Annotated in this window: 18 protein-coding genes and 4 pseudogenes; 11 read left to right on the plus strand and 11 right to left on the minus strand. The window is 44.2% G+C overall.

What is annotated here, in order from left to right; genetic code table 11:
• Positions 1 to 103 precede the first annotated feature (103 nt).
• From V7K49_RS05050 to V7K49_RS05080, 7 genes and pseudogenes are all read left to right on the plus strand, one after another.
• Positions 104 to 715: a 50S ribosomal protein L25/general stress protein Ctc gene (locus V7K49_RS05050; RefSeq protein WP_334865698.1), complete on the plus strand. Its 612-nt coding sequence runs from the start codon at positions 104 to 106 to the stop codon at positions 713 to 715.
• A 98-nt stretch (positions 716 to 813) separates the two neighbouring features.
• Positions 814 to 1,389, plus strand: a pseudogene (locus V7K49_RS05055) (adenylyl-sulfate kinase); the annotation flags it as partial.
• A 560-nt stretch (positions 1,390 to 1,949) separates the two neighbouring features.
• Complete coding sequence (locus tag V7K49_RS05060) at positions 1,950 to 3,494, plus strand: group II intron reverse transcriptase/maturase (protein ID WP_335204746.1); 1,545 nt, start codon at positions 1,950 to 1,952, stop codon at positions 3,492 to 3,494.
• 86 nt (positions 3,495 to 3,580) lie between these two features.
• A pseudogene (locus V7K49_RS05065) lies at positions 3,581 to 4,549 on the plus strand (bifunctional aminoglycoside phosphotransferase/ATP-binding protein); the annotation flags it as partial.
• A 13-nt stretch (positions 4,550 to 4,562) separates the two neighbouring features.
• Entirely contained in the window at positions 4,563 to 5,069 is a 507-nt protein-coding gene (locus V7K49_RS05070) for a hypothetical protein (RefSeq protein WP_335204747.1), read from the plus strand.
• Between the two features lie 414 nt (positions 5,070 to 5,483).
• Positions 5,484 to 6,275 (plus strand): YdcF family protein, encoded by a 792-nt coding sequence (locus V7K49_RS05075; RefSeq protein WP_335204805.1) that lies wholly within the window; start codon positions 5,484 to 5,486, stop codon positions 6,273 to 6,275.
• Between the two features lie 60 nt (positions 6,276 to 6,335).
• On the plus strand, positions 6,336 to 6,557 hold the full coding sequence (locus tag V7K49_RS05080) for a hypothetical protein (protein ID WP_094329446.1): 222 nt from the start codon (positions 6,336 to 6,338) through the stop codon (positions 6,555 to 6,557).
• A 5-nt stretch (positions 6,558 to 6,562) separates the two neighbouring features.
• Here V7K49_RS05080 and V7K49_RS05085 read toward each other — a convergent pair whose 3' ends face one another.
• Entirely contained in the window at positions 6,563 to 6,784 is a 222-nt protein-coding gene (locus V7K49_RS05085) for a ferredoxin-thioredoxin reductase variable chain (protein ID WP_442942239.1), read from the minus strand.
• A 1,071-nt stretch (positions 6,785 to 7,855) separates the two neighbouring features.
• Between V7K49_RS05085 and V7K49_RS05090 the strand changes: the two genes are divergently transcribed.
• Positions 7,856 to 10,216, plus strand: coding sequence for a CBM96 family carbohydrate-binding protein (locus tag V7K49_RS05090; protein ID WP_335204748.1), 2,361 nt, complete (start codon positions 7,856 to 7,858; stop codon positions 10,214 to 10,216).
• Between the two features lie 399 nt (positions 10,217 to 10,615).
• Here V7K49_RS05090 and V7K49_RS05095 read toward each other — a convergent pair whose 3' ends face one another.
• On the minus strand, positions 10,616 to 10,912 hold the full coding sequence (locus V7K49_RS05095) for a hypothetical protein (RefSeq protein WP_273767702.1): 297 nt from the start codon (positions 10,910 to 10,912) through the stop codon (positions 10,616 to 10,618).
• Positions 10,913 to 11,056: 144 nt separating this feature from the next.
• Positions 11,057 to 12,181: a magnesium chelatase ATPase subunit I gene (gene bchI / locus V7K49_RS05100; protein WP_335027218.1), complete on the minus strand. Its 1,125-nt coding sequence runs from the start codon at positions 12,179 to 12,181 to the stop codon at positions 11,057 to 11,059.
• 439 nt (positions 12,182 to 12,620) lie between these two features.
• Here bchI and V7K49_RS05105 point away from each other — a divergent pair, with 439 nt between their 5' ends.
• The gene (locus V7K49_RS05105) at positions 12,621 to 13,844 is read left to right on the plus strand and encodes a glycoside hydrolase family 10 protein (protein ID WP_335204749.1); all 1,224 of its coding nucleotides are present in this window, start codon (positions 12,621 to 12,623) and stop codon (positions 13,842 to 13,844) included.
• An 88-nt stretch (positions 13,845 to 13,932) separates the two neighbouring features.
• On the opposite strand, the pseudogene avd reads toward V7K49_RS05105, so the two are convergent.
• The 5 genes and pseudogenes from avd to V7K49_RS05130 form a co-directional block, all read right to left on the minus strand.
• A pseudogene (avd, locus tag V7K49_RS05110) lies at positions 13,933 to 14,289 on the minus strand (diversity-generating retroelement protein Avd).
• A 99-nt stretch (positions 14,290 to 14,388) separates the two neighbouring features.
• Positions 14,389 to 16,374, minus strand: coding sequence for a caspase, EACC1-associated type (locus V7K49_RS05115; protein ID WP_335204750.1), 1,986 nt, complete (start codon positions 16,372 to 16,374; stop codon positions 14,389 to 14,391).
• Between the two features lies 1 nt (position 16,375).
• Positions 16,376 to 16,768, minus strand: coding sequence for a sugar ABC transporter permease (locus V7K49_RS05120; RefSeq protein WP_335204751.1), 393 nt, complete (start codon positions 16,766 to 16,768; stop codon positions 16,376 to 16,378).
• Between the two features lie 465 nt (positions 16,769 to 17,233).
• Positions 17,234 to 17,458 (minus strand): type II toxin-antitoxin system RelE/ParE family toxin, encoded by a 225-nt coding sequence (locus tag V7K49_RS05125; RefSeq protein ID WP_334865678.1) that lies wholly within the window; start codon positions 17,456 to 17,458, stop codon positions 17,234 to 17,236.
• Positions 17,458 to 17,724 carry a type II toxin-antitoxin system ParD family antitoxin gene (locus V7K49_RS05130; protein ID WP_335204753.1) on the minus strand — a complete coding sequence of 89 codons (267 nt, stop codon included), beginning with the start codon at positions 17,722 to 17,724 and terminating at the stop codon, positions 17,458 to 17,460. The genes V7K49_RS05125 and V7K49_RS05130 overlap by 1 nt, the downstream gene beginning before the upstream one ends.
• 79 nt (positions 17,725 to 17,803) lie before the next feature.
• Between V7K49_RS05130 and V7K49_RS05135 the strand changes: the two genes are divergently transcribed.
• Complete coding sequence (locus V7K49_RS05135) at positions 17,804 to 18,082, plus strand: hypothetical protein (protein ID WP_335204809.1); 279 nt, start codon at positions 17,804 to 17,806, stop codon at positions 18,080 to 18,082.
• A gap of 53 nt (positions 18,083 to 18,135) precedes the next feature.
• Here V7K49_RS05135 and V7K49_RS05140 read toward each other — a convergent pair whose 3' ends face one another.
• On the minus strand, positions 18,136 to 18,873 hold the full coding sequence (locus V7K49_RS05140; protein WP_335204754.1) for a Ycf66 family protein: 738 nt from the start codon (positions 18,871 to 18,873) through the stop codon (positions 18,136 to 18,138).
• Positions 18,874 to 19,088: 215 nt separating this feature from the next.
• Here V7K49_RS05140 and gndA point away from each other — a divergent pair.
• Positions 19,089 to 20,510 (plus strand): annotated as a pseudogene (gndA, locus tag V7K49_RS05145) (NADP-dependent phosphogluconate dehydrogenase); the annotation flags it as partial.
• A 285-nt stretch (positions 20,511 to 20,795) separates the two neighbouring features.
• Here the strand turns inward: gndA and V7K49_RS05150 are convergent.
• Together V7K49_RS05150 and cax are read right to left on the minus strand one after the other, a co-directional pair.
• Positions 20,796 to 21,956, minus strand: a complete 1,161-nt coding sequence (locus V7K49_RS05150; RefSeq protein ID WP_335204756.1) for a serine/threonine-protein kinase — start codon at positions 21,954 to 21,956, stop codon at positions 20,796 to 20,798.
• Positions 21,957 to 22,223: 267 nt separating this feature from the next.
• Positions 22,224 to 23,357 carry a calcium/proton exchanger gene (gene cax, locus V7K49_RS05155; RefSeq protein ID WP_335069382.1) on the minus strand — a complete coding sequence of 378 codons (1,134 nt, stop codon included), beginning with the start codon at positions 23,355 to 23,357 and terminating at the stop codon, positions 22,224 to 22,226.
• Between the last annotated feature and the right edge of the window lie 76 nt (positions 23,358 to 23,433).

The raw sequence follows: 23,433 nt of genomic DNA on the forward strand, positions 1-23,433 counted from the left end.
CCAAACTCCTGTAAAGACGCGATTAATCGCGTCTCTACTCCAAACTCCTGTAAAGACGCGATTAATCGCGTCTCCTAACTCTAATTAACAACTAACAACTTCTATGGCTATTACAGTCGAATCTCAAAAACGCCCAGAAGGCAGCAAGCCCAGAGCTTTACGCCGTTCTGGACTGATACCTGCCAATTTGTACGGTCACAAGGGTACAGAGTCAATTTCTCTGACCATTGATGCCAAAACTGTTGAGCGCTTGCTCAAGAGAGCTTCAGTCAACAACACCTTGATTGATTTAAACATTACTGATGTACCTTGGCGCGGCAACGCCCTGCTACGGGAACTTCAGCTCCATCCCGCAAAAGGTACGCCCTACCACCTCAGCTTTTTCGCGGTTGCTGGTCACGGCGACACCACTGTAGAAGTACGCTTGCGTTTTGTGGGAAATCCAGTTGGTGTTAAACAAGAAGGTGGTGTGTTAGATACTGTTGTCACGGAATTGCAAGTGAGTTGTGCGCCTGAGAATATCCCAGATGTAATTGAAATCGATGTTTCTAACCTGCAAATTGGAGACAGCTTGAGTATTAGTGATATACCCTTTCCTGAAGGTGTGACACCTTTAGCGGAATTGGAGCGACTTGTTGTCAGCGTTTTGCCACCGCAAATTGACGCTGATGCTGAAGAGGCAGAGGCAGAGACAGAGGCAGAGACAGCTTCGTAAGCTAGTTAAACTGTGTAATAATTTTTGATGATGCCAGGGGGAAACTCCTGGTTTTTCGTATTTGAACCGCATAAGCGCAGAGAGCATAGAGGAAAGAGATGACAGAAGCGACTCTTCCAGCTTTAATTCAGCAAATGTTGCAACCGGGATTTTATCCCCATGCGGTAACAGAACCCATTCAACTAATTCAAACCCACATTTCTTATGTGCTGTTAACTGGAGATTACGCCTATAAGCTGAAAAAACCTGTGAATTTTGGCTTTTTGGACTTTTCTACCTTAGATAAGCGGCAGCATTTTTCTCAGGAAGAGTTGCGGTTAAATCAGCGGGGTGCTGGTGAACTGTATTTAGAAGTTTTGCCCATAACTCAGGTAGGAGAGCAATACCAGCTAGGGGGAACGGTTGAGGCTGTAGAATATGCGTTGAAGATGCGCCAGTTTCCTCAAGAGTCGCTATTAAGTACACTTTTTGAAGAGGGTAACTTAAATGAGACACATTTAGAAGAGTTGGGACGGGTCGTGGCTCAATACCATGCCCAAGCACAGACGAATGATTATATTCGCAGTTTTGGTGAAGTGCCAAAAGTCCAGGCTGCATTTGACGAGAATTATCAGCAAACTGAGAAGTATATTGGTGGTCCCCAAACTCAGGCGCAGTTTACAGAAACAAAGCAAGTGCGATTCGTTGATTAGTGAATCACGGTAATCAATCCGTAAATAACTAATCCAGCCCGACAGCAGATTACTGTCATCAAAGGCTGAACTCTCGGTCAGATGTAGGTGAAAGCCCTACCAATCAGACTCAGATTTGACTCCTTAACTGCCCACACCGAACAAGCTCGGTTCTTGTAGAGTGAAGCTGGGAACAGGGCGCAATCAGACAGCCGTTGCGGGTTGACACTGGCGCTAATAGGGAGTTCCCACGGTGAAACCGGGTCAAGAAAAACAACTTAGTTTCAAGCAGGGCGTAACACAAAATCCCTGACTTCACTGGAGAATTAATTCCCGCCGCATCTTTGTTTAATAACGGCAAGAGTCAAGGGAATCCAGTAGTTGAAATGACCACACCTAACGGAACAATCAATCTCTCCGAGGGAACGAATAAAAACGAATTGTCGGTCTAGGGGCAGTCGAACCCCAAGTAGCCCAGACGAGCGGAGGAATCCCCACAATTCGGGTAGGACAGACCGTAATTGGTCTGAGGTGTTCAGAAAATACAAACTCCAGAAGAGAAAATGATTAGACACAGTTACAGAACTAGTGAATCTTGGAGAGCATTACCGTGGAAGAAATTCCGCCGAAATCTTTTCCGCCTTCAAAAGCGCGTATTGAAAGCTGTTCAAGTTGGAGACAAGCGGAAAGCCCGGTTACTCCAAAAGCTTATTCTAAAATCAACCTCGGCTCGATTTCTTGCAATAAGACAAGTATCTCAGCTAAATGCTGGTAAAAAGACGGCTGGCATTGATGGTAAGAAATCCCTCTCATTTGAAGAACGCTTCAACCTTGAAGAACTACTGAAAATGAATAGTGGAAATTGGAAGCATCAAGGACTACGGGAAATTCCCATCCCTAAGAAGGACGGGACTACCAGAATGCTTAAGATACCTACCATCGCGGACAGAGCTTGGCAATGCCTTGCAAAATATGCACTGGAGCCAGCACACGAAGCCACTTTCCACGCCAGGAGCTACGGGTTTAGAACTGGGCGCTCTGCCCATGATGCACAAAAGCACATCTTTGACAACCTACGCTCACAAAGTAACGGAATAGATAAAAGAGTTATAGAACTCGATATCGAAAAATGCTTTGACCGGATTAACCACTCAGCAATTATGGATGAACTCATCGCCCCGAAAGGCTTAAAACTCGGTATTTTCCGATGCCTCAAGGCAGGAGTTAACCCAGAATTCCCCGAACAGGGTACACCACAAGGGGGAGTAGTTAGCCCACTACTAGCTAACATCGCGCTCAACGGGATTGAGAGTATCCACAGACACAAAGATAAATGGAGAAAGTGGAGAGAACCATCAATCCGGTATGCGGATGATATGGTTATTATACTTCGACCCGAAGATAACGCGATAGAGATACTTGAAAGAATCAGCGAGTTTCTCCGTAAACGCGGAATGAATGTAAGCCAAAAGAAAACCAAAGTTACCGCCGCGACAGATGGGTTCGATTTCCTCGGCTGGCACTTTAAAGTCCAGAAAAACGGAAAATTTAGAAGTGTTCCCTCAGTGGATAATTACAAAGCATTCCTAAGACAAGTAAAACACATCGTCAACAACTCGAATTATGGTGCTACCACAAAGGCTGAGAAATTAGCCCCGGTAGTTAGAGGCTGGAGAAATTACCATAAGTTCTGCAAGATGGAAGGCTCCAGGAATTCCCTGTACCACATTCAGAAAAGAACATACACGGTATTTAATAAGGAAGCCAAGAAAGACCGCTACTCTAGCAAGAAATTACTAGATAAGGCGTTTCCAGCAGTTCCCTACTCCGAAAATAAACACGTCATGGTGTCAGGAATAAAATCCCCCTATGACGGTGATATAGCCTACTGGAGCGAACGTAAAAGTAAGCTCTACGACGGTGAAACCTCTAAAGCCCTGAAAAAGCAAAGCCATAAATGTGCTTCCTGCGGTCTGAAATTTTTCGATGAAGAACGGGTTCACCTGCACCACATCGACAGAAATCACGCCAACTGGAAGAAAAATAATCTTGAAGCAATTCACGAGAGTTGCCACGATTACAAGCACATGAGCAAAAGCGCAAGCTGAGAACATCGGAAGCTGGGTGCGGTGAAAGTCGCACGCCCAGATTTAATTGAGAGGTGCGGGGAATAATATCCCCCATCGACTCAACCTATACAGATAACTTTTTTGCAGAACGTCCAGAATTATTTGCTAGCAGAATTCACAACAATTATATTCGTGAATGTCACGGGGATTTACACCTGAGAAATATTGCGCTGTGGCACGATAAAATCTTGCTGTTCGATTGCATTGAGTTTAACGAGCCGTTTCGGTTTGTTGATGTCATGTACGATGTGGCGTTCACGGTGATGGATTTGGAAGCACGGGGGCGTCAAGATTTAGGTAATGCTTTTTTGAATTCCTACATAGAGCAAACTGGAGACTGGGAAGGTTTACAGGTGCTGCCCTTGTATTTGAGTCGTCAGGCTTATGTTCGAGCAAAGGTAACTTCATTTTTGCTAGACGATCCGAGTGTACCTGCGACAGAAAAGGAAGAAGCGACAAAAACCGCCGCTGATTATTACAAACAGGCTTGGGAGTACACTAAACCAAAACTGGGACAACTGATTTTGATGTCGGGGTTGTCGGGTTCTGGTAAAAGTACCATAGCAAGGTATTTAGCCCGTCAACTGGGAGCGATTCACCTTCGGTCTGATGCGGTGCGGAAACATTTAGGGGGAATTCCCCTGTGGGAAAAGGGTGGCGATGATTTGTATACACCTGAGATGACCGAAAAAACCTACACACGCCTGTTGTCATTGGGAATTATCCTGGCTCAACAAGGTTTTTCAGTGATTTTGGATGCCAAGTATGATCAACAGCAGTTACGGCAAGAAGCGATCGCTCAAGCTACGAAGCACCAACTTCCCCTTCAGATTATCCAATGCACAGCACCCCTTGAAGTTCTAAAAGAGCGTCTGAATAACCGCACTGGTGATATCGCTGATGCTACCGCCGATTTATTAGCCTCACAACTGAAACAAGCTGAACCCTTCACTGAAGAAGAACAATCCTACGTAAAGATTTTGGATACAACTCAACCACAACAGGCACAATTAAAATTAGTAATTCCCCAATAGGTTTTTTTATCCTATGCCAGACAAAAAGAACGACTTTTTCAGTATTTCTCCCAGCTTCTTTTCTCAGCTGTTATTTGGGGCATTTTTAACATTTATATTAATAATGACCGGCTCTGCACCAGCCCTGAGCATCTTCTTAGGAATCATGGGGGGTTTCATCCTCACCTGGATCACAAATTTAACCAGTAATAGCGCCCAGCCCCCAACTGTAGCCTCTTCTGATGGCGTTGATACAGGACTGAAATACTGGTTATTTTTCATGCTTGGCTTTGTATATTTAGGGTATCCAGCACCCATGAGTATCTTGCTAGGTGGATTAGGCGCTTTAGCTGGAGGCTGGATTACTGCTTGGTGGGGAAGTAAGGAAGAAATTAGAACTCAGTTGCAAGTTGAAGAATCAGAAGAGGGCGAAGTTGAACCAACGAACGAGAGGATCAACAAACGGCAAACAAGAAGAACCGCCCGCCGTTACCGTCGCACTCCTGGAAGTAGTTTCAATTTCAAGTTTTGGGAAAAGTAATATTAGGCATTGGGCACTTGTACTGAGCGAACGCAAGAGCGTCTCGTAGAGAAGCCGTTGGCGCAGCCTCTCCAAGAGTTGTATTTGGGCATTGGGGCTGAGTCTTTAATACTCGTGAATGAGTCTTTAATACTCGCTGACGAGTCTTTGATACTCGTGAACAAGTCTTTGATACTCGCCAACGAGTCTTTAATACTCGCCAACGAGTCTTTAATACCCGTGAATGAGTCTTTGAACTCCGTTAATGAGTCTTTAATACTCGCTGACGAGTCTTTAATACCCGTGAATGAGTCTTTGAACTCCGTGAATGAGTCTTTAATACTCGCTGATGAGTCTTTGAACTCCACTCCCTTGCCCCCTGCCCCCTGCTTCTTTCCTAGCCCCCAGTCCTCTGACTATGCCCCATGCCCTAATATGTTTTTATATCTTTCCAAATTACTGCCACTATTCTTTTATCCACTAGGACTAGCCTGCGTCAGCTTGGTAGTAGCATTAGTCACGTTGTGGAAACGACCGTTCACTGCGGCGATCGCAATTGCCTTTGCCCTAACTTTATTGCTATTTTGTAGTAATGCTTGGATTGCTAAATCATTAGTGCGATCGCTAGAATGGCAAAATCTCCCACCCGCCCAAATGCCAGTTGCAGAAGCAATTGTGGTTTTGGGTGGCGCAACCAAATCAGCTTTTTTCCCAAGACCTACTGTCGATTTGAGTGAATCAGGCGATCGCGTGATTTATGCTGCACAACTATATCGCCAAAAAAAAGCGCCTATAATCATTCTCAGCGGGGGTCGCATTGATTGGCGTGGAAGTGGTTCACCAGAGTCGGCAGATATGGCAACAATACTCACATCTATTGGTATCCCAACTGAGGCAATTGTCCAGGAACCTGAATCTCTGAATACTTATCAAAATGCAGTAAATGTCCAAAAAATTTTGTCATCTCGTGGCATTCGCCAAGTATTATTGGTAACATCCGCAATGCATATGCCGCGATCGCTTCAGATTTTCCAGCGTCAAGGAATTAATGCCATTCCTGCACCCACTGACTTTCTTGTGAGTGAGGGTGAACTGCAAGAACTCGGCAGCACTCCCAAAGCCGCTATACTGAATTTATTACCTGATACCGACAACTTGCACGAATTTACCAGCGCTTTAAAAGAGTACATTGGTTCTTTAGTTTATCGCTTACGCGGTTGGCTCTAATCAAATTATGAATTATGAATTATGAATTTTTAACTCCGAACTCCTAACTCAATTAACATTATGTCTAAAAATTTACCTTATATTATGCCATCCCCTCAACCCCAAGTTGAGGAAGCTTTTGCTGCTTACCAAACAACCCACCAGTTCTACCACGAAGTTCGGTCACGGTCAGAGTTTCAGCGTTATTGTGAATGGTATTATACAACAGCAGAACAGCATCGGCAAGAGCTTAAAAGAATGCGCGGCGAACTGAATATTTTCCAGTGGTTTCGCCGGCGATAAGTGATTTAGATGACTTCTAACTCATTTTCACGTAAATGGGCTTTAAACTTTTTACTAAACTGGACTACAATCGGCAGATTAGCGCTTACCGGTCTGCCTCGCCATTGGGTGGCAATACCTACGACATCACCTTCTGTGCCTTTGATGTCAAAAGCCTGACTCCGATGTTCAGGATGATGATACACTACTACCGAATCTTTAACACGGACGCGATCGCCAACTTTCATAACAACATTTACACCTTGCATTTGCTTTTCCACAAGTATCTGCTACAAAATATATGATTAAATCGCTTAAAATTTGATTTAATCGCCTATTTCTTGACGCTTCACAGGGGTGTAACGCGACGGCGCGTTTAACCCTCTGCATCCAGGCACGTTTTAGCTATCCGTGCATACTTTTGCAAGTTTTTGCCGCGTTAATACGTATCGCTCTCACCCTCCGTTTTACCCCAAAACCAGGGAAACGAAAGAAAATGAAGCGATATCAAATGTGCTTAGTACTTTGGCAAGAGATATAACCCTTTTATCTTCACTCTAGGATGTTCCCCAGGTCAACTCTCTCACCAATTTTCATGTATAGCAGACAAGGCTTACTCTAATTCCCTCCTTAGAAGGAGGCTTAGGGGGCATAAAGTTTTATAAGATGCGATAGAGTCTAACCAAAATTTGCTTGCTTACAGCTATTTTCAGGTAAATAGACCACGCGGTAGGGGCGCAAGGCCTTGCGCCCCTACTACGACAGATGTGGTTCAAATACATGAAAACTGCTGTAAGAAATCGCGGAAGCTAAAATCGTACAGACAGTAGCGGCTGCATCAATTTGTTGGAGTGATTAAAACTCACGCCAATTTTCCAGAACTTTTTCGACATCGTATTCATCAATATCAATTGTGCTATAGTAATCCGATTTTATTGTGTGAAAAAATCCAAGTATATGTAGGGGAGCCAGCCGTGTGGGCGCGTTTTCCGACTTGAGTGGACTGGCGTTGTGTTATTGCTGAGAGTACAGCACCCTACGTGTATTTCAAAAATCAATCAAATATGAGTCCTGTAGCAATTGCTGCTGATATTGCAATTGAGTTCGTAGTAAGCGGCTCCAGCCCTTTTTTGTCCGCTACGCGAACACTACAAACCTTTAATTATTTACGCCGTCCTACTTACTCGATTTCAAACACCTGACTGTTATTTCTAAAGATAGAAGGACAATCAGCAAATTTATTTAGCGCCTCACAAAAGTATTTTTCACTTTGTAACACTTTTACCGTTTTATAGTTCGTATCGAATTGGAAGCTACCCATGCTGTCTTGGATTCATTGTTCTCTTTTAACATCTTTTTTATTTGCCGGAGTTCTCCAGAGCCTTCCGGTACAGGCTCAGGACACTTTGATGTTTCATGGCAACCGTCAACGTCATGGCTGGAACAATGCAGAGACAATTCTCACTCCTGCAGTAGTTCGCAACGGTGGTTTCGGCCGACTCTGGGACTCGCCACGCTTTAACAGCGTAACTATCAGTGGGGTCACCTACGCGCCGCATCTCTACGCCACGCCGCTCTATGCCGATAAGGTTTTCATTTCTACAGGTTCTTTCACTGGAACCTTCAACGTCGTCTTTGCTGCAACTAATAATGGCGATGTCTATGCAGTCAATGCGATCGCAAATGGCACTGTTGCAGCTGGTACAATCCTCTGGCACACCAGTTTGGGTAAACCGGTTGTCGTGCCGATCTCCTCGCTTCTGGAAGGGCCAATCCCGATGGGTGTCCTGAGTACTCCAGTGATCGATCGCACCAACTACTCTCCAGGGCGGCTTTATGTCACAAGTGTGGTTGACAACGGCACAGGGGGTGAGTGGCGTGTCTTCGCACTGAATCTGAGTAACGGTACTACCGCTCCCGGTTGGCTGACTGCGGGTGTTGCAATCAACAACAGGGCACTCAACATAAACAACATCAACAAAAACGGTGGCAACGGGAAGGCGACCTTTGAAGCGGCAACTCTGATGTCGCAGCGCGGTGCGCTCAATATCAGTTCCCTCGGCAGCAAGCTCTACATTCCGTTTGGCGGCTATAACGACACTGCGGCTGGCTGGCTGGTCGTGATCGACACTACAAAAGCAAAGATCCTCAGCGCCTTCTCCGGCGGTCAGTCGTCCCAGGTAGTCAACGGCGGGATGTGGGGCGCAGGCGGCGTCAGCATCGACAACGACAAGAATGTTTATGTGACGACGGGGAACAGTAACCACCCGAACGATGACACTACCCCCAATACCTGGGGTGAGTCGCTGCTCAAATTTGACTCACTGTTGACTAGCTTGAAGGGCAGCTACACACCTGCCAACTATATAGCTCTAGAGATTGGCGATATTGATATTGCTGCCAGTTCTCCGGTTGCGATCGACCTTGATCCGGCCACGACGGACGCACCAAAATTAGTTGTCTTCGGTGGCAAGCAAGGCACGATGTACCTAGTCAACCGGGTGTCGCTTCCAGGCAGCCTGACTAACCGTTCTGCAACTAGCTCTCCGGAGAAGTCGCTGCTTGCCTCGCCCATTGCCCATCCGCTGAATATCTTTGGCCCCGATTCCGATCTGCGTGGGAATTCTGAATATGCAAAGATGCGGAGCACACCAGCCTATTTTAACAATGGCAGCACTAACTATCTGTATATCTCCGGTGTCAGCAAGACAACTGATGGCGATGGTGGAGCGACAATAAACAGCGTGCCACCATCCATCGTGCGGCTGCGGATCTCCCCGTCTGGTGGCTATAACAATGGGGTCGTCGGGCGCTGGCCCTATCTGATCAACGATTTGAGCAACAATAATCTGCTCTTCCTTTCGCCCGGCGCACCGGTAGTCACCAGCAACAAAAGCAATAACCCGCTCGTCTGGGTGCTGGCGGCGAATGTGCGGCGCTCATCCTCGCTGCTTAGTCCGACCACACCGCATCCAATCCTCTATGCAATCGACGGCAACGATCTCACCCTGCTCTGGAACAGCTCCAATTCCTGGAACTTCTGGAGCGATCCAACGACCTGGCATCAAAATGAGGCGCAGCTTCAAGTCGGTGGTAAGTATAGCACTCCAACCATTGCCCACGGAACGGTCTTCGTTGGTACTGACCGCATTCAAGCTTTTGGCCTGCCTGCCACCACCCCGAAAGTGCTGACTCCGACTGCTGACACCTACGTCCGCGATGGGATCTATGCCTCCACCAACTTTGGCACTGCCAGTACGCTTGAGGTGAAGACCACCTCTGCTGTTGGTTCGAATCGCAACGCTTACTTCGCGTTCAGTCTCAACGGTGTCAGCAGTATCAGCCGTGCGACACTACGCATCTGTGTCGATACGAGCGACGGCACAAGCATTCCGCTCGATGTCTTTGCGGTGAGTGCGCCCTGGTCAGAGAGCACGATGACCTGGAACAATCAGGTTGGATTGGGCACATCACCACTGAATCCAACCCCCATTTCACTTAATGGAACGCAGTACATCTGGTACGAATTCGATGTTACCAGCTATGTGCAGGCGCAAAAGTCTAGTGGTGCGACAGCAATTAGCTTTGTGCTGCACAGCAAAAACAATGGAGGCACCAATATCAACCTCAAATCCCGCGAGGCGAGTGTCAATCAACCACAGCTCGTGATCAATCCTTAATCTGTCACCAATGGTTAAGAAAAAATTTGTTTTGTCAATAGTAATTACGCTGTAAATAATCTATAGTATCGAGTATCCAATTAATCTTTATAATGGGTTTTTCAGGTAAGGATGAACGATGCTTTTAAATATGACGCGTTGACGCAAAGCGGCTTGTCTTTGGCATCGCTGGCTTAAAATTTGTGTTTGCAACCTCAATTTTTGACGGAATTTTAAGCAGTATTACTTGTTAGCAAACGGTTAATGATATTAACATGTGACGAATTGGGTGAGCAGATTCATCTAGTTGAGTTGCTAGCTAGCTCCTACTTTGGTGCAAGATGTGGTGTAGATTTATTTATGGTGCGATCGCCATAATATATCAACAGAACATTCCATAAATAACCGTAGTTGCATGTATTACTGTTGGTAAAACAATTCCCCGAATTGATAGAGGCTGATGATAAGCAATAGCGATGCTGTTAGTTGGGTAATTCGCGTCTGGGGTGAGGGGGCGATCGCTTCCCGCACTAAGATAGAAATAGATGCCCCAACTACTAGGCTCAAGCCTAAGATTAAATAGGGTCTGTCGGGTAAAATAGTGGCTATTGCTAGCATAGCGATCGCTAATAAGAGCATCAATAATTCTACAAACCTGGGCGGATTGTATTGACTAGATAGAACGAAGCTATTGAACCAAAAAGACCAAAATCTCATAGTCAGTGTTGAATGTTGTTAGCGGATAGCTATGGTTTAGCCCGTGCTGACTTAGGAGTTAGACTCTGCCAATTTTGGATTTTAAATTTTCGATTTTTCCTTCAATCCAAAATCCAAAATCCAAAATCCAAAATTAATTGCCTCCTAACCCCTAGCCCCTAACTTTTGACCTGTGCCATTTTTTTGTGCAGTATCACTTTCTGGTAGTTCAACGCCAAAGACGCGGCTAAAAGCTTTAGCGACTTTGTAGCCCGAATCAATCGATTCTAAGGGATCTTTCCGCAGTCTGTGACGCAAGCATAGAGTAATTACGCGGTGGATATCATCAACTGTAACTTCAGTGCGTCCTTCATATGCTGTTAAGGCTTTGGCGGCGCGGTTACTAACAATGTCACCCCGCAAACCATCTACATCCAGTTCAGAGCAGACTTCAGAAATTTTTACCCGCAGATCATAGTCAATTTTCACCTCTGGCAAAAGCTGTTGGGCATTAACAATTTGCTCTTGTAATGCTTCTTGTTCGGGTTTGTACTTTTCGAGAAATACTGGAGGATTTTGGTCAAAATCCGCCCGTTGTTCCACGATTTGCACCCGCAAGACTGGTTCTTTTACTGTGTGGATTTCTGCGTGCATCCCAAAGCGATCGAGCAGTTGAGGGCGCAGTTCGCCTTCTTCAGGGTTTCCAGAACCCACAAGAACGAAACGCGCTGGGTGACGGATAGAAATACCTTCCCGTTCTACAGTGTTCCATCCACTGGCAGCGGAATCGAGTAGCACATCTACGAGGTGGTCATCTAGTAAGTTGACTTCATCTACATAGAGAATGCCTCGGTTAGCCTTTGCCAGCAGTCCTGGTTCAAAGGCTTTGACACCTTCAGATAAAGCTTTCTCAATGTCGATTGTGCCGCAAACTCGGTCTTCTGTAGCTCCTAGCGGCAGGTCTACCATTTGGACTTTTTTCTGAGCTACAGGAATTTCTGCCCCTTGTTCTAACAGTTGGCGGACTTCATCGCTCATCAAGTCGGGGTCGCTAGGATCACTACTGAAGGGGTCATTGGCAACCACGGAGATTTCTGGCAGCAGATCCGCCAGCGCCCGGATAGTTGTGGATTTACCGGTGCCGCGATCGCCCATGATCATTACACCACCAATTTTGGGATCAATCACGTTCAATAGCAGCGCCAGTTTCATTTCTTCCTGGCCGACAATTGCCGTAAAAGGAAATACTACGCGACGCGCACTTGCCGTGGATTGAGCAGTTGGACTCACTAAATTACCTTAACAATATTTTTCTTATTACAGTTCTTTATTGTGACACAGGTAGGGCGTGGGAGAAATCAATTCAAAATTCACTCATCCAAAATTCAAAATTGTTCGCGCAGCGTCTGGTAGAAAAGAAAAAGGCTGAGGGAGATGTAGCTTTAGCTTCGTGCAGCGTGGGAGTTCAGACAGATGAAGTATGACCAATCCCCAATGCCCAATAGACATTGGGCACTAATGACTACTAGCTGCGTCAAACATCTTATAACTTTGCTAGGTCTGCTTTAGTTTTTCTGGTGCAAAAGTTCCATAAGCAGGGAATGAACAACTACCAACTCATCAATCCTGTAGTAAGCATAAATACTTGTAGACTATATGAATGGTTAGTAGATTCAATCATCAAAGCGAGCAATGGGGTGTGTAGGTAGCTAATGCATCATTCAAATCTATGAAATTACCTTTTCTTGTTCAAAGTTGGCGGCGTAGATGCACAGCAGCTTGTCGTCAGACATTGCTCAAGTATCTTTTTCCGATTCTCATTTTAATATCCTTTGTTACGGTATTGCTGGTAGATAACTTCATGCCTGCGATCGCACAGTTACCGCGTCAGGAAATTCGCGGGGTTTGGATGACCACCAATGATTTTGACACCCTCAAGAGTCGCGATAAAGTACAGGATGCGGTGAGTGAACTACAACGGATGAACTTCAACACAATCTATCCTGTGGTGTGGAATTCTGGCTATGTGATGTATCCCAGTGCCCTAGCACAACGTGCAGGTATTCAACCTTTTGTCAACAAAGGTTCAGATGGGCATGATATTCTGGCAGACCTGATTACCCAAGCCCATCACAAAGGATTGCTAGTAATTCCCTGGTTTGAATTTGGTTTTATGGCTCCCCCAACCTCAGAACTGGCACTGAATTATCCTGATTGGTTCACACAAAAGCGGGATGGTAGCCAAATTTCCATCAGTGCAGCTGGTGAGGTGATGTGGCTCAATCCCTTCCATCCACAAGTGCAACAGTTCATCACCAATCTCGTGCTGGAAACTGTCACTCAATATGATGCTGATGGCATTCAGTTTGACGATCATATGAGTTTGCCCTCCGAATTTGGCTACGATCAATATACAGTTGCCTTGTACACCCAAGAAACCAATAATGCTCCTCCAACCGATGCCCAAGATGCGGCATGGATACAGTGGCGGGCAGATAAAATTACGGCGTTCATGGTACAACTTAACCAAGCTGTGAAGCAGAGAAAACCCCAGGCGATTTTCTCCGTTGCTCCCAATTACTATGATTTGGCTTACAAGTTTCACCTGCAAGATTGGCTGAGTTGGATGCGGCAAAATATTGTAGACGAGTTAATTGTGCAAGTTTATCGTCCAAATCTGCAAAGTTTTGTGGCAAATATTTCCCGCGCAGAAATTCAAGAAGCGCAACAAATAATTCCAACTGGAATTGGCATTATGACAGGGTTACGAAATAATCCAGTTCCCATGCGGCAAATTAAGTCTCAGGTGCGGGCTGCCCAAGAACGCGGTCTAGGCGTAACCTTCTTTTATTATGAAAGTCTTTGGAACGATTCTCTAGAACCCTTAAACGAGCGACAAGTTGGATTTGAAAGTTTCTTTACCTCTCCTGCACTCCGTGCCAGAGTTGAATAACTTTTCTATTTTAAAATGATGTTACTGTTCCGTATTTTTTCATCAATTTAACCCACGGAGGTGAGTTTTGTCTGTGTAGCCGCGATTTCTAATCGCCAGGTATATTTGTTTTGATTTTTTGCTGTTTTATCCATCCACCCAAATCGATACCGATATCATTTAAAAGTTTTTGAGCATATTCATAACGCTCTGTTTTAATTAAGTTAAATTCTAAAAGTAACCGAGTTTGATAACGTAAAATATCTAGCTTACTATTTCAACCTTCTAATTGAGCTAATTTTTGCCTTGCATACCGTGCTACAATTAAATTATCTAATAGGTCATATAGTTCTGTAATAATCCGATTTCCTAGTAAAAATTTATGGTCTCTAGGAAGGTGGTTTAAAATTGGCACATACCACTTGATTAAATCGTATGTTTTCTGTATTATAGGTAAATCAGCCATACATACAAAATTAAAAAATTGATCGCGCAGAGCGCGAGACATTAAGAAGGGTAAAGAAATAAAGAGTAGAGTGCTAAAGGGCAAAAGTGTAAAGAGCTACTAAGTCCCGCCCCCAACCACCACAACCCGAAAACCCACGTTGCTATCCCTGACGGCACGCGCGTCCCTGCCGCGATTCACCGAGCAGCAATTACTGGGAAAGTTGTACCAAGAACAACCACGCAGTAGCCGATTATCATTATCACCTATCCAAGCGCTTCCATCTTTTGGCGCTTCGTTATAATTTTCGTGCCACTCATCCAGACACCATTCCCATATATTACCATGCATATCAAATAAACCAAAGGGGTTAGCAGGGAATTTTCCTACATTTGTTGTTTGCTGGCGAAATTTACCCTTTGGGCCCTGAGCATAATTACCTGGATATACTGTTCCCTTATAATCCCAGTCAGTACCTCGATAATTTGCTAAATCAGTTGTAATCGTTTCGCCAAAATAAAACGGCGTAGTTGTTCCCGCCCGACAAGCATATTCCCATTCTGCTTCACTGGGTAAGCGATAGATTTTCTGAGTTTTTTGAGATAGTCGAGCGCAAAACTCAATTGCATCATCCCAAGAAACCTGTTCAACAGGTCGATTAGCACCTTTAAAATTGGATGGGTCGTTTAAATCACTATTAACCTTGGGTAAGGCGGCAACAGATGCCCATTGACTCTGAGTTACTGGAAATTTCCCCATGAAAAAGGGTTGAATGGTGACGGGGTGTTGGGGACTTTCAGAGTTATATCGTTCTGGATCATTGTCTGGCGAACCCATGAGAAATTTACCGCCCGGAATTGCAACCATCTCCAGAACTACACCATTACCCAAGTTTTCTGTAAAAAACTCAGCGCGTCCCTGACTGCGGTTGATGGGTTGTCCCTGAACATTTACCGTCACTATATCAAAGTCAAACTGATTGGCTTGATTTTGTTTAATGGCTTCAGGTAATTGTTCCACAGATAAAGTTGGTTTTCGTTGACCAATAATCCGTGCTTCTATTGATGCTACATCTTCATCTCTCAAACTTAAATGTTGTTGATAGTCTCTCAGGTCGTTGAAAGTTGTTTCACTTAGGGTTGGCTCACTTTCAATTGTCTCAACCAGTGTTAACTCGTACTCTTCTAATTTTCTCTGATACTCTCGATATGGTTGTTGAACTTCAGCTTCAATAGCATCAGCAACATCAGAAGCAAGGTTAAAGGTTAGGCGCAATGAGTCTAACAGGCGACGGGCTGGAATGGTAAACTTACCAGCGCGATTGAAACGTTCTACTTGCTTGCGATATTTCAGGCTGGGGTCATCCTTGGGCGACTTTGCCAGAAAAATCCGATAACCATCCTTAAAAGGATAAAATTCTGGTGTCATAGCCGGAGATGCTTCTTGCACTTTGCTTTTCGCATACCTATGCAATTCATCTACCGCAATCAAGCCATCCCCGTCTATATCAGCTGCACCTTTCTCAATTCCTTCTACCAGATAGTGAGTGTAAATCGAAAGCTCCAAGCCATCGGACTCAAAAGCATATTGTGTGGAAGTGGAAGCAGTGAGAATTGCCCTCCCCTCGCCCCCTAAATATTGTTGCAGGTCAATAGTACCACTATCTTTAGCTGTCAAACCCTTGGCAAAAGCACCACTAAAGCAGCAATCTAAAATTATTACCAGTCGTTTGGACTTGCTGTGGTTCATCCAACTATGTACACTTGTGGCTCCTACAGCTGAAGTGGGGTTTAATTTTCCCTGATTTTTCACCGTGATGGAAGTCGATAAGTAAAAATCACCACTTTCGACTGTCACGCCATGACCAGAAAAATAGAAAAGCACCAAATCATCTTTCTGACAATTGGCATACAAGTTATAAATAGCACTTTCCATCTCCTGCCGTTGGGGATTTTTCAGCATCGTGACATCCGCTTCGGCAAAATCACCCATTTCTGGGTTTACCAAAACTCGCCGCATCGCCTCGACATCGTTAACAGCATTTGGTAGCCGTGCTAACCCTGGCTCATATTCACTAATCCCTATCAGCAGTGCGACTTTTGCCATGTTAGCTGTTTGACTTATTGTTCAAAAAATCCTGTGCTTTCTCTAGAGCAAATTCAAACTCTTCTCGACTACTGGCTTCGACGTTAAGTTCTCTACCATCAGGGGCTTTCACCCCAATTTTAATTGGTTTGTTGCCGAAGCGATCGCTCAAAAATTTAAACAAACTCTTGATATTAGAAGCGTTAACTTGTGCTTTTAACAATCCCCACACAAAGCCGCTGATATTTTTTGTCCCCTTGGGTGCGTTTTCCACTGCAACTAAATCTGCATCTTCTACCCCGTTGACTTCTCTTAACTGAGGTAATAAATTTTGTACTTCTGTTTGCAACTCCTCATTGTCTAAACCCAGTTCAGCTAGAGAAATCGTCACCGGAACATTAGATATCGCTGCCATGTGAATCGCTTAAGTATTTTTAGGGTCTTTTTTAATGATTGTATCGGTAATTCTGGCTAATTTAGTTAGGACTTACGCATACTCTACGATTCTTGGCGTTCTTGGCGTCTTGGCGGTTCGATAAATTAAGCTTTTTGGCAATTTTGTGTAAGTCCTATTAGTAAATATCCGGGGAGCCATGCTTACAGCAAAGACTTCACCCGACGCTAATTTTACGTCGTAACGCACTCTACTGGACTAAAATATCTGAAGTGGGGGATTATGGTATTGCGATCGCTCATGGAAGGCGAGGCTTTTTCTGATATTGCGATCGCTGTATGATTTTATATATTGTGATGGGACTGCGAACACTGCATAAAATCGATAGGGTAATTTTTATCAAAAATCTACTTATCGTCCACATCTGCAAATATAGATTTTAAATCCCTATAACCGTTAACTACTCGCACAATCACAACACTATCTTCAAAAACTTGATAAAACAATAATGTAGCTATCTAAGGATATTCCTCTAAGGCTTGGATCAAACTTTGTGTAACTTCGTCCTATATTCGGGAATTGAGCTATGTTTTGGCACTTCTTATTAAATCCTTGAATAAATCTTTCCCCTGCGTTAATATTGCGAACTAGAAAATAATCCAAAATTTCATCTAAATCTTGGCTTGCTTCTTTGGCAATAAAATATTCCATTATCCTTGAGTCTCACGCGCTTTGCGTAATTTATCCGACAGTCGCGCCATCACAACTTCACCATCTACTACGTCTCCACATTCGATAGAAGCAAGCCCAACAGCTATTTTTTTCTGGATTTCTTCTTCCCATTCCTGATAACCCTTCTCCCATTCTTCCAGCAGTTTCAATGCTTTAGCAATCACATCTTCAGCATTTTCATATCTCCCTGTAGCAATTCGGGTTTGTATAAATTGCTCGTATTCCGCTTTAAGTTGGATGTTCATAATTTTTATCCCTAATTAGTTAAGAGCGTTCCCCAAACTATGCTCTAAAATTTATCTAAATTCATTAAAGCCTTAATTTATGCTTGTTACCGAACTCATACCGCTGCTTAAAGAATTATCCCACACTGATAAACTCTTACTAATACATTTTCTGGCAGCCGAATTGTTGAAGGAATCAAGTTTAGTCCCATTGGATGCTCATAATAAAATAGCAAGTCTTGGCTTATATGATTCTTTTGAAACTGCTAGAGATAGAAACGCCCCATTGATTTTAGGATACATGAATTTCTTTTTAGCGTTTGATGTGTGCTTCTATCGTTCTGAATTAGCATTTGAAATTACCCCTAAAATAGTCTGATGGAAATAGTGAAACCCAACATCATATTAGGTTAACGTTGGGTTTCACTGCATTCAACTAACTTGATTCGGTGGTATTGCTTCCGGTGGTGTTTCCACTGGGGGAGCGAGTACCGCATCTGGCGCAATTTCTTCTACGGAAATCGGTTGCTTGTCCTCAATTTCAACATTTGCCTGCGCTGCTTCCACCAATTCCGGAGATGGGGGATGTGGTGGAATCGCTTCCGGTATACTCTTGGTTTTTGCTTTGGTGTCGGTAGTAACTGTCTTCTCTGCTGGTTGTTCTGGTAGAGAAATAGTTTTGTCGATAATCTCAACAGCAGGTTTCTCTGCCAGTACAGAGGTAATATCTTCAGGTTTGGGGGTTGTAGGTGGCTTTTTACTCACAGTCTGTTGCACCTTATCTTTCACGCCACTGAAGGTGCTACCAAGACCTTTTTGCAACTGGCCCAGCCGTTCCTGAAGGGACAACTTATTCACCTGTTCCTGAATGCCAGTTTTCACCGTCTCAGGACTGGGTACTTGGGTTTGTTGTGCCTGCGGAGTCAGTTGCCGACGTAATGATAGAGTTTGCCAGCCAAACCAGACCAAAAGAGCCACACTAGCCACATGACCCAGCAACAAACCCCCAGTAATGCGGGGTGCAAACACCCATAAGACTAAGGCATAGAATAGTCCTACACCACTCCAGATAAAGTCATTCTTGCGGTGGATTTCTGGGAAAAAGAAAGCTGCTATATAAATGGCTAAACTACCAAGACCGACCACCAAAGCTAGGACATATGCCAGCATTATTTGGTTACTCCTTACTACGTCCTTTGACTATTTCAATTTTGCAAATTTTGCAAGTTAATAGTTGATTTAGATACAATTTAAAATTAATTATCCGTGTTAGTTGTGGATTTTTGTCGTTTATTCAACTCTTAAGGTCTTCTTTAGGAGAGAACGGAAAATCTCGGACTACGCTTAAAGTAAAAGGATCTGCAAGAGTTAGCCAGAAATTTTTTATGACACTACAAAGCTTTGGTGTGATTGGATTAGCCGTTATGGGTGAGAACATCGCTCTAAACGTGGAGCGCAATGGCTTCCCAATCGCAGTATACAACCGCTCGCGCGATAAAACCGACAGATTCATGGCAGAGCGTGCGCCAGGACGGAACGTTAAAGCCGCCTTTACCCTGGAAGAATTTGTCGCTGCATTGGAACGTCCTCGCAAAATCCTAGTGATGGTGCAAGCTGGTAAGCCAGTAGATGCAGTAATTTCTCAACTCAAACCCTTGTTAGACGAAGGCGATATCATTATCGACGGTGGCAACTCTTGGTTTGAAGATACAGAACGACGCACTCAGGAATTAGAACCCGCTGGACTTCGGTTTATCGGTATGGGTGTCAGCGGTGGTGAAGAAGGTGCGCTAAATGGCCCCTCACTGATGCCTGGAGGTACAGAAAGCTCCTACGAGTATCTCTCACCAATTTTTAATAAAATTGCTGCCCAAGTTGACGATGGGCCTTGCGTAACCTATTGCGGTCCTGGTGGTGCCGGTCACTACGTCAAAATGGTACACAACGGCATCGAGTATGGCGATATGCAGTTAATTGCAGAAGCATACGACTTGCTGAAAAATGTTGCTGGACTAGACCATAATCAGCTACATGAAGTTTTTACCGAATGGAACACCACCGACGAACTGAATTCGTTTTTGATTGAAATTACAGCAAAGATTTTCCCATACATTGACCCAGATACAAATCTACCCTTAGTCGATTTGATTGTTGATGCCGCAGGGCAAAAGGGAACTGGACGCTGGACAGTGCAAACTGCAATGGATTTGGGAGTTGCTGTACCAACAATGATTGCAGCGGTGAACGCCCGGATAATGTCTTCTTTCAAAAAAGAGCGGGTAGAAGCATCCAAGATACTTACAGGTCCTTCTGGCAAGTATGAGGGAGATACCAAAGCCTTTATCAACATGGTGCGAGATGCCCTGTATTGCTCGAAAATCTGTTCTTACGCCCAGGGCATGGCGTTGTTGGCTACAGCTTCAAAAACCTACAATTTTAACTTGCATTTAGGTGAACTGGCGCGGATTTGGAAGGGTGGCTGTATTATTCGCGCTGGATTTTTGAATAAGATTAAGAACGCATTTAGCGAAGATCCAGCGCCACCTAACCTGCTATTGGCTCCGGAATTCAGGCAGACAATTCTCGACAGACAAACAGCTTGGCGCGAAGTGTTGGCAACAGCAGCAAAACTGGGAATCCCAGTGCCAGCATTCAGTGCATCATTAGATTATTTTGACAGTTATCGACGCGATCGCTTGCCCCAAAACCTCACTCAAGCCCAACGCGACTACTTCGGGGCGCACACCTACGAGCGACTTGATAAGCCTGGATTCTTTCACACCGAATGGACACCGATTTCTGAAGCATCCGTGCACACTTCCACACCGCAACCGATGCAAGCTACAGAACCTACAACACCTACAACACCTACAACTTCTCCAAAAGTTTAAATAGTTTTAGTTTGTAAATTTGAAAGTGGCTCTTTCAGAGTCACTTTTTTTGTCACTTATCAGCTAATGCACTTTTAACTTACATCTTTTTCATTTTAGAGAAAAGGTATCAATCTTTCTCCTCTGTTCCTCTGCTCCTCTGCTGCTTAAATGTGTTTTCTTAGATGTGTAACAGCTTATGTCCTCCCTAATACCTTAATATTAAGAGTTGTTATTACCAAGATATTTAGCTTTTAATTCTTCTAATTCTTCATCTATTTGGCTTTTACTAGAAGGCTGGATTGATTGTGTTTTCGGTTGATTTTGATTGTTATTTTGGGGTTTAGCTTTGCCAATAAATAAAGTTTTCATTTCCTCTAATTCTAAATCAATTTGGCTGGGAGTTTTCGGGACAACCGCAGGTAAAGAAGTCGGTTGTGTAGTCAGGGTTTTTGCTGGGGGAGCAAGCGTGGCTGCTGCTTGCGGCTGGTGATTTAAGTCTTTGAAAACTTCATCTACTGTTTGATAACGCCGCACTGGAATACTTTCTAGCATCTTGTTGAGAATGCGACTCAATTGATTACTGATGGGAGTTTGCAAGTATTGCTGCCATACCCAAGTATCGTTGTTGGTATCATAGGAATCGAAGGGCGATCGCTTAGTTAATAAATTAATACAAGTAGCACCCAAACTGTAAATATCACTGGCGAAAACAGCCCTACCTCTCATTTGTTCAGGTGCAACATATTCTGGACTACCAATACTAGTACCAGTTTGATTTAAGGCAGTGCCAGTGGCCGATTTAGCAGCACCAAAATCTACTAATACTAGTTTGCGTTGGGCTTCGCCCTTGCCGTAGACATCGCTTTCGCGGATAATATTTTCTGGCTTAATATCGCGGTGAATTACGTGTCTGGCATGACAAAATTGCAAAACTGACAATAAATCATTTAATAGTTGCCGGATTTGTATTTCATTGAAAGCACCTCTATATGCCAATTCCTGGGCTAAGTTTTGCCCGTCGATAAATTCTTGGACAAGATACTGCCGGTCTTCTTGGGTAAAATATGCTAGTAGTTCGGGAATTTGGGGATGTTTGCCCAATTCATCTAACTGCACCGCTTCTTGGTTAAATAACTCTACGGCTTTTGCAAGAGTGTTAGTGCCTTGGGATTGGGGATAAAATTGCTTAATTACGCAGCGTGGTTTTGAGGGTTTATCCTCATCCACAGCTAAGAAGGTTTTGCCAAAACCACCTTGTCCGATTGGTTTGATAGCACGGTAACGTTCTTTGAGGAGTAGCTTAGAACCGCAAGTCCGGCAAAACTTCACATCAGCAGGATTTTCCGGCTTGGGACAATGGGGATTAAGGCAGTAGCTCATACAGGCGATCGCTCTTATATGTCTTTATTTTCTCCTGTCCCTGGCAAAAGGGTGTAATCAACAGATTTTGGATTTTAAATTTTGGACTTCGACTTCTCTACGAGACGCTCTTGCGTTCGCTCAGTCGAACGATTTTGGATTTGTGTCATCCAGAAGCAGTGAAAGCGTGTAGCGGAACGTTAGTCTGGCATGAACCAAAAGAATCTAAAATCTAAAATCATCAAGAGCGATGTCTACGACGGGCTACGCCTACGCACTGCTAGCTAACTACCCCATACCTTCCATAACTGGATGGAAGTAGAAGGCGAACCCCAACACTGTATAAGCAGCTAATAATAAAGTGCCTTCCAGCCAATTGGACTTACCATCAGAACTAATACTGTTTGCAATCAACACTGACACAACCACAGCTACTAATTCAAAAGGTTTGAAATCCAAATCCATTGGTTTACCCAATATCCGCCCTGCTATAACTAACACGGGCGCGACAAATAGGGCAATCTGCATACTTGATCCCACAGCTACCGAAAGGGAAAGATCCATCTTATCTTTCATCGCCACGGTGACTGCTGTGGCGTGTTCAGCCGCGTTACCGACGATGGGAACCAAAATCACCCCTGTAAACAGCGCCGTCAAACCTAGCTGAGATGTGGCCACCTCCAGAGAATCCACTAGCATTTCTGACTCAATTGCTACTAGCAAGGTACACACTAGCAGCACGCCAACCCACAACGCTATATTTGGTTTAGCATGAGATATTGATATTTCTTCTGCTTCTGTTTCTGCCTCCGCTAAACCCACATCATATAGATAGGAGTGGGTTTTCATGGAAAATAGTAGCGTTAGGGCATAAACCAGAATTAACACTACGGCAACAGCAATAGAAAGATTTTGGACTGTTTGTTGGTTAATTCCTTGAGAGGTATAATTCATCGCCGTTGGCATCAAAATGGCAATCACTGCTAAATTCATTGAAGCAGCATTCACCCGCGCCACAATTGGCTGAAATGTCTGTTCTTTGTAGCGCAGTCCTCCCAAAAGCATGGAAAAACCCATCACAAGTAGTAAGTTGCTAATAATCGATCCCGTGATACTGGCTTTGACTACATCTATTAACCCAGCGTTTAGCGCGATTAGGGCGATGATCAGTTCTGTAGCATTGCCAAAGGTGGCGTTTAACAAGCCCCCCAATGATGGCCCCACTACGACAGCAATTTCTTCTGTGGCTGTACCCATCCAAGCTGCTAAGGGCAGAATTGCTAATCCAGCTGTAATGAAAACTATCAATTCTCCCCACTCCAGAAAGTGGGCTGCTAGGGAAACCGGGATAAACAGCAATAAAACCAGAAGAATAATGTTTTTTGTTGACATTTGTTGTCTTGAGTTGAGGGTATCATCCACAGCGAGGAATCCTAAGTTTAAAATTTGGAGTGTTGAATAAAAATAACTTTCAATTCAGCACTCTCATAGGATACTC

Origin of the sequence: Nostoc sp. (assembly GCF_036919675.1) — a bacterium.
Lineage (GTDB): Bacteria > Cyanobacteriota > Cyanobacteriia > Cyanobacteriales > Nostocaceae > Nostoc.

Bases quoted from the DNA above. Each gene is read 5' to 3' on its own strand.
- V7K49_RS05105 (WP_335204749.1), top strand. From the start codon at position 12,621: ATGAAATTACCTTTTCTTGTTCAAAGTTGGCGGCGTAGATGCACAGCA.
- V7K49_RS05060 (WP_335204746.1), top strand. From the start codon at position 1,950: ATGATTAGACACAGTTACAGAACTAGTGAATCTTGGAGAGCATTACCG.
- V7K49_RS05070 (WP_335204747.1), top strand. From the start codon at position 4,563: ATGCCAGACAAAAAGAACGACTTTTTCAGTATTTCTCCCAGCTTCTTT.
- V7K49_RS05140 (WP_335204754.1), bottom strand. From the start codon at position 18,873: ATGCTGGCATATGTCCTAGCTTTGGTGGTCGGTCTTGGTAGTTTAGCC.
- V7K49_RS05050 (WP_334865698.1), top strand. From the start codon at position 104: ATGGCTATTACAGTCGAATCTCAAAAACGCCCAGAAGGCAGCAAGCCC.
- V7K49_RS05075 (WP_335204805.1), top strand. From the start codon at position 5,484: ATGTTTTTATATCTTTCCAAATTACTGCCACTATTCTTTTATCCACTA.
- V7K49_RS05080 (WP_094329446.1), top strand. From the start codon at position 6,336: ATGTCTAAAAATTTACCTTATATTATGCCATCCCCTCAACCCCAAGTT.
- V7K49_RS05090 (WP_335204748.1), top strand. From the start codon at position 7,856: ATGCTGTCTTGGATTCATTGTTCTCTTTTAACATCTTTTTTATTTGCC.
- V7K49_RS05085 (WP_442942239.1), bottom strand. From the start codon at position 6,784: ATGAAAGTTGGCGATCGCGTCCGTGTTAAAGATTCGGTAGTAGTGTAT.
- V7K49_RS05130 (WP_335204753.1), bottom strand. From the start codon at position 17,724: ATGAACATCCAACTTAAAGCGGAATACGAGCAATTTATACAAACCCGA.
- V7K49_RS05125 (WP_334865678.1), bottom strand. From the start codon at position 17,458: ATGGAATATTTTATTGCCAAAGAAGCAAGCCAAGATTTAGATGAAATT.
- V7K49_RS05150 (WP_335204756.1), bottom strand. From the start codon at position 21,956: ATGAGCTACTGCCTTAATCCCCATTGTCCCAAGCCGGAAAATCCTGCT.
- V7K49_RS05115 (WP_335204750.1), bottom strand. From the start codon at position 16,374: ATGGCAAAAGTCGCACTGCTGATAGGGATTAGTGAATATGAGCCAGGG.
- V7K49_RS05095 (WP_273767702.1), bottom strand. From the start codon at position 10,912: ATGAGATTTTGGTCTTTTTGGTTCAATAGCTTCGTTCTATCTAGTCAA.
- V7K49_RS05135 (WP_335204809.1), top strand. From the start codon at position 17,804: ATGCTTGTTACCGAACTCATACCGCTGCTTAAAGAATTATCCCACACT.
- V7K49_RS05120 (WP_335204751.1), bottom strand. From the start codon at position 16,768: ATGGCAGCGATATCTAATGTTCCGGTGACGATTTCTCTAGCTGAACTG.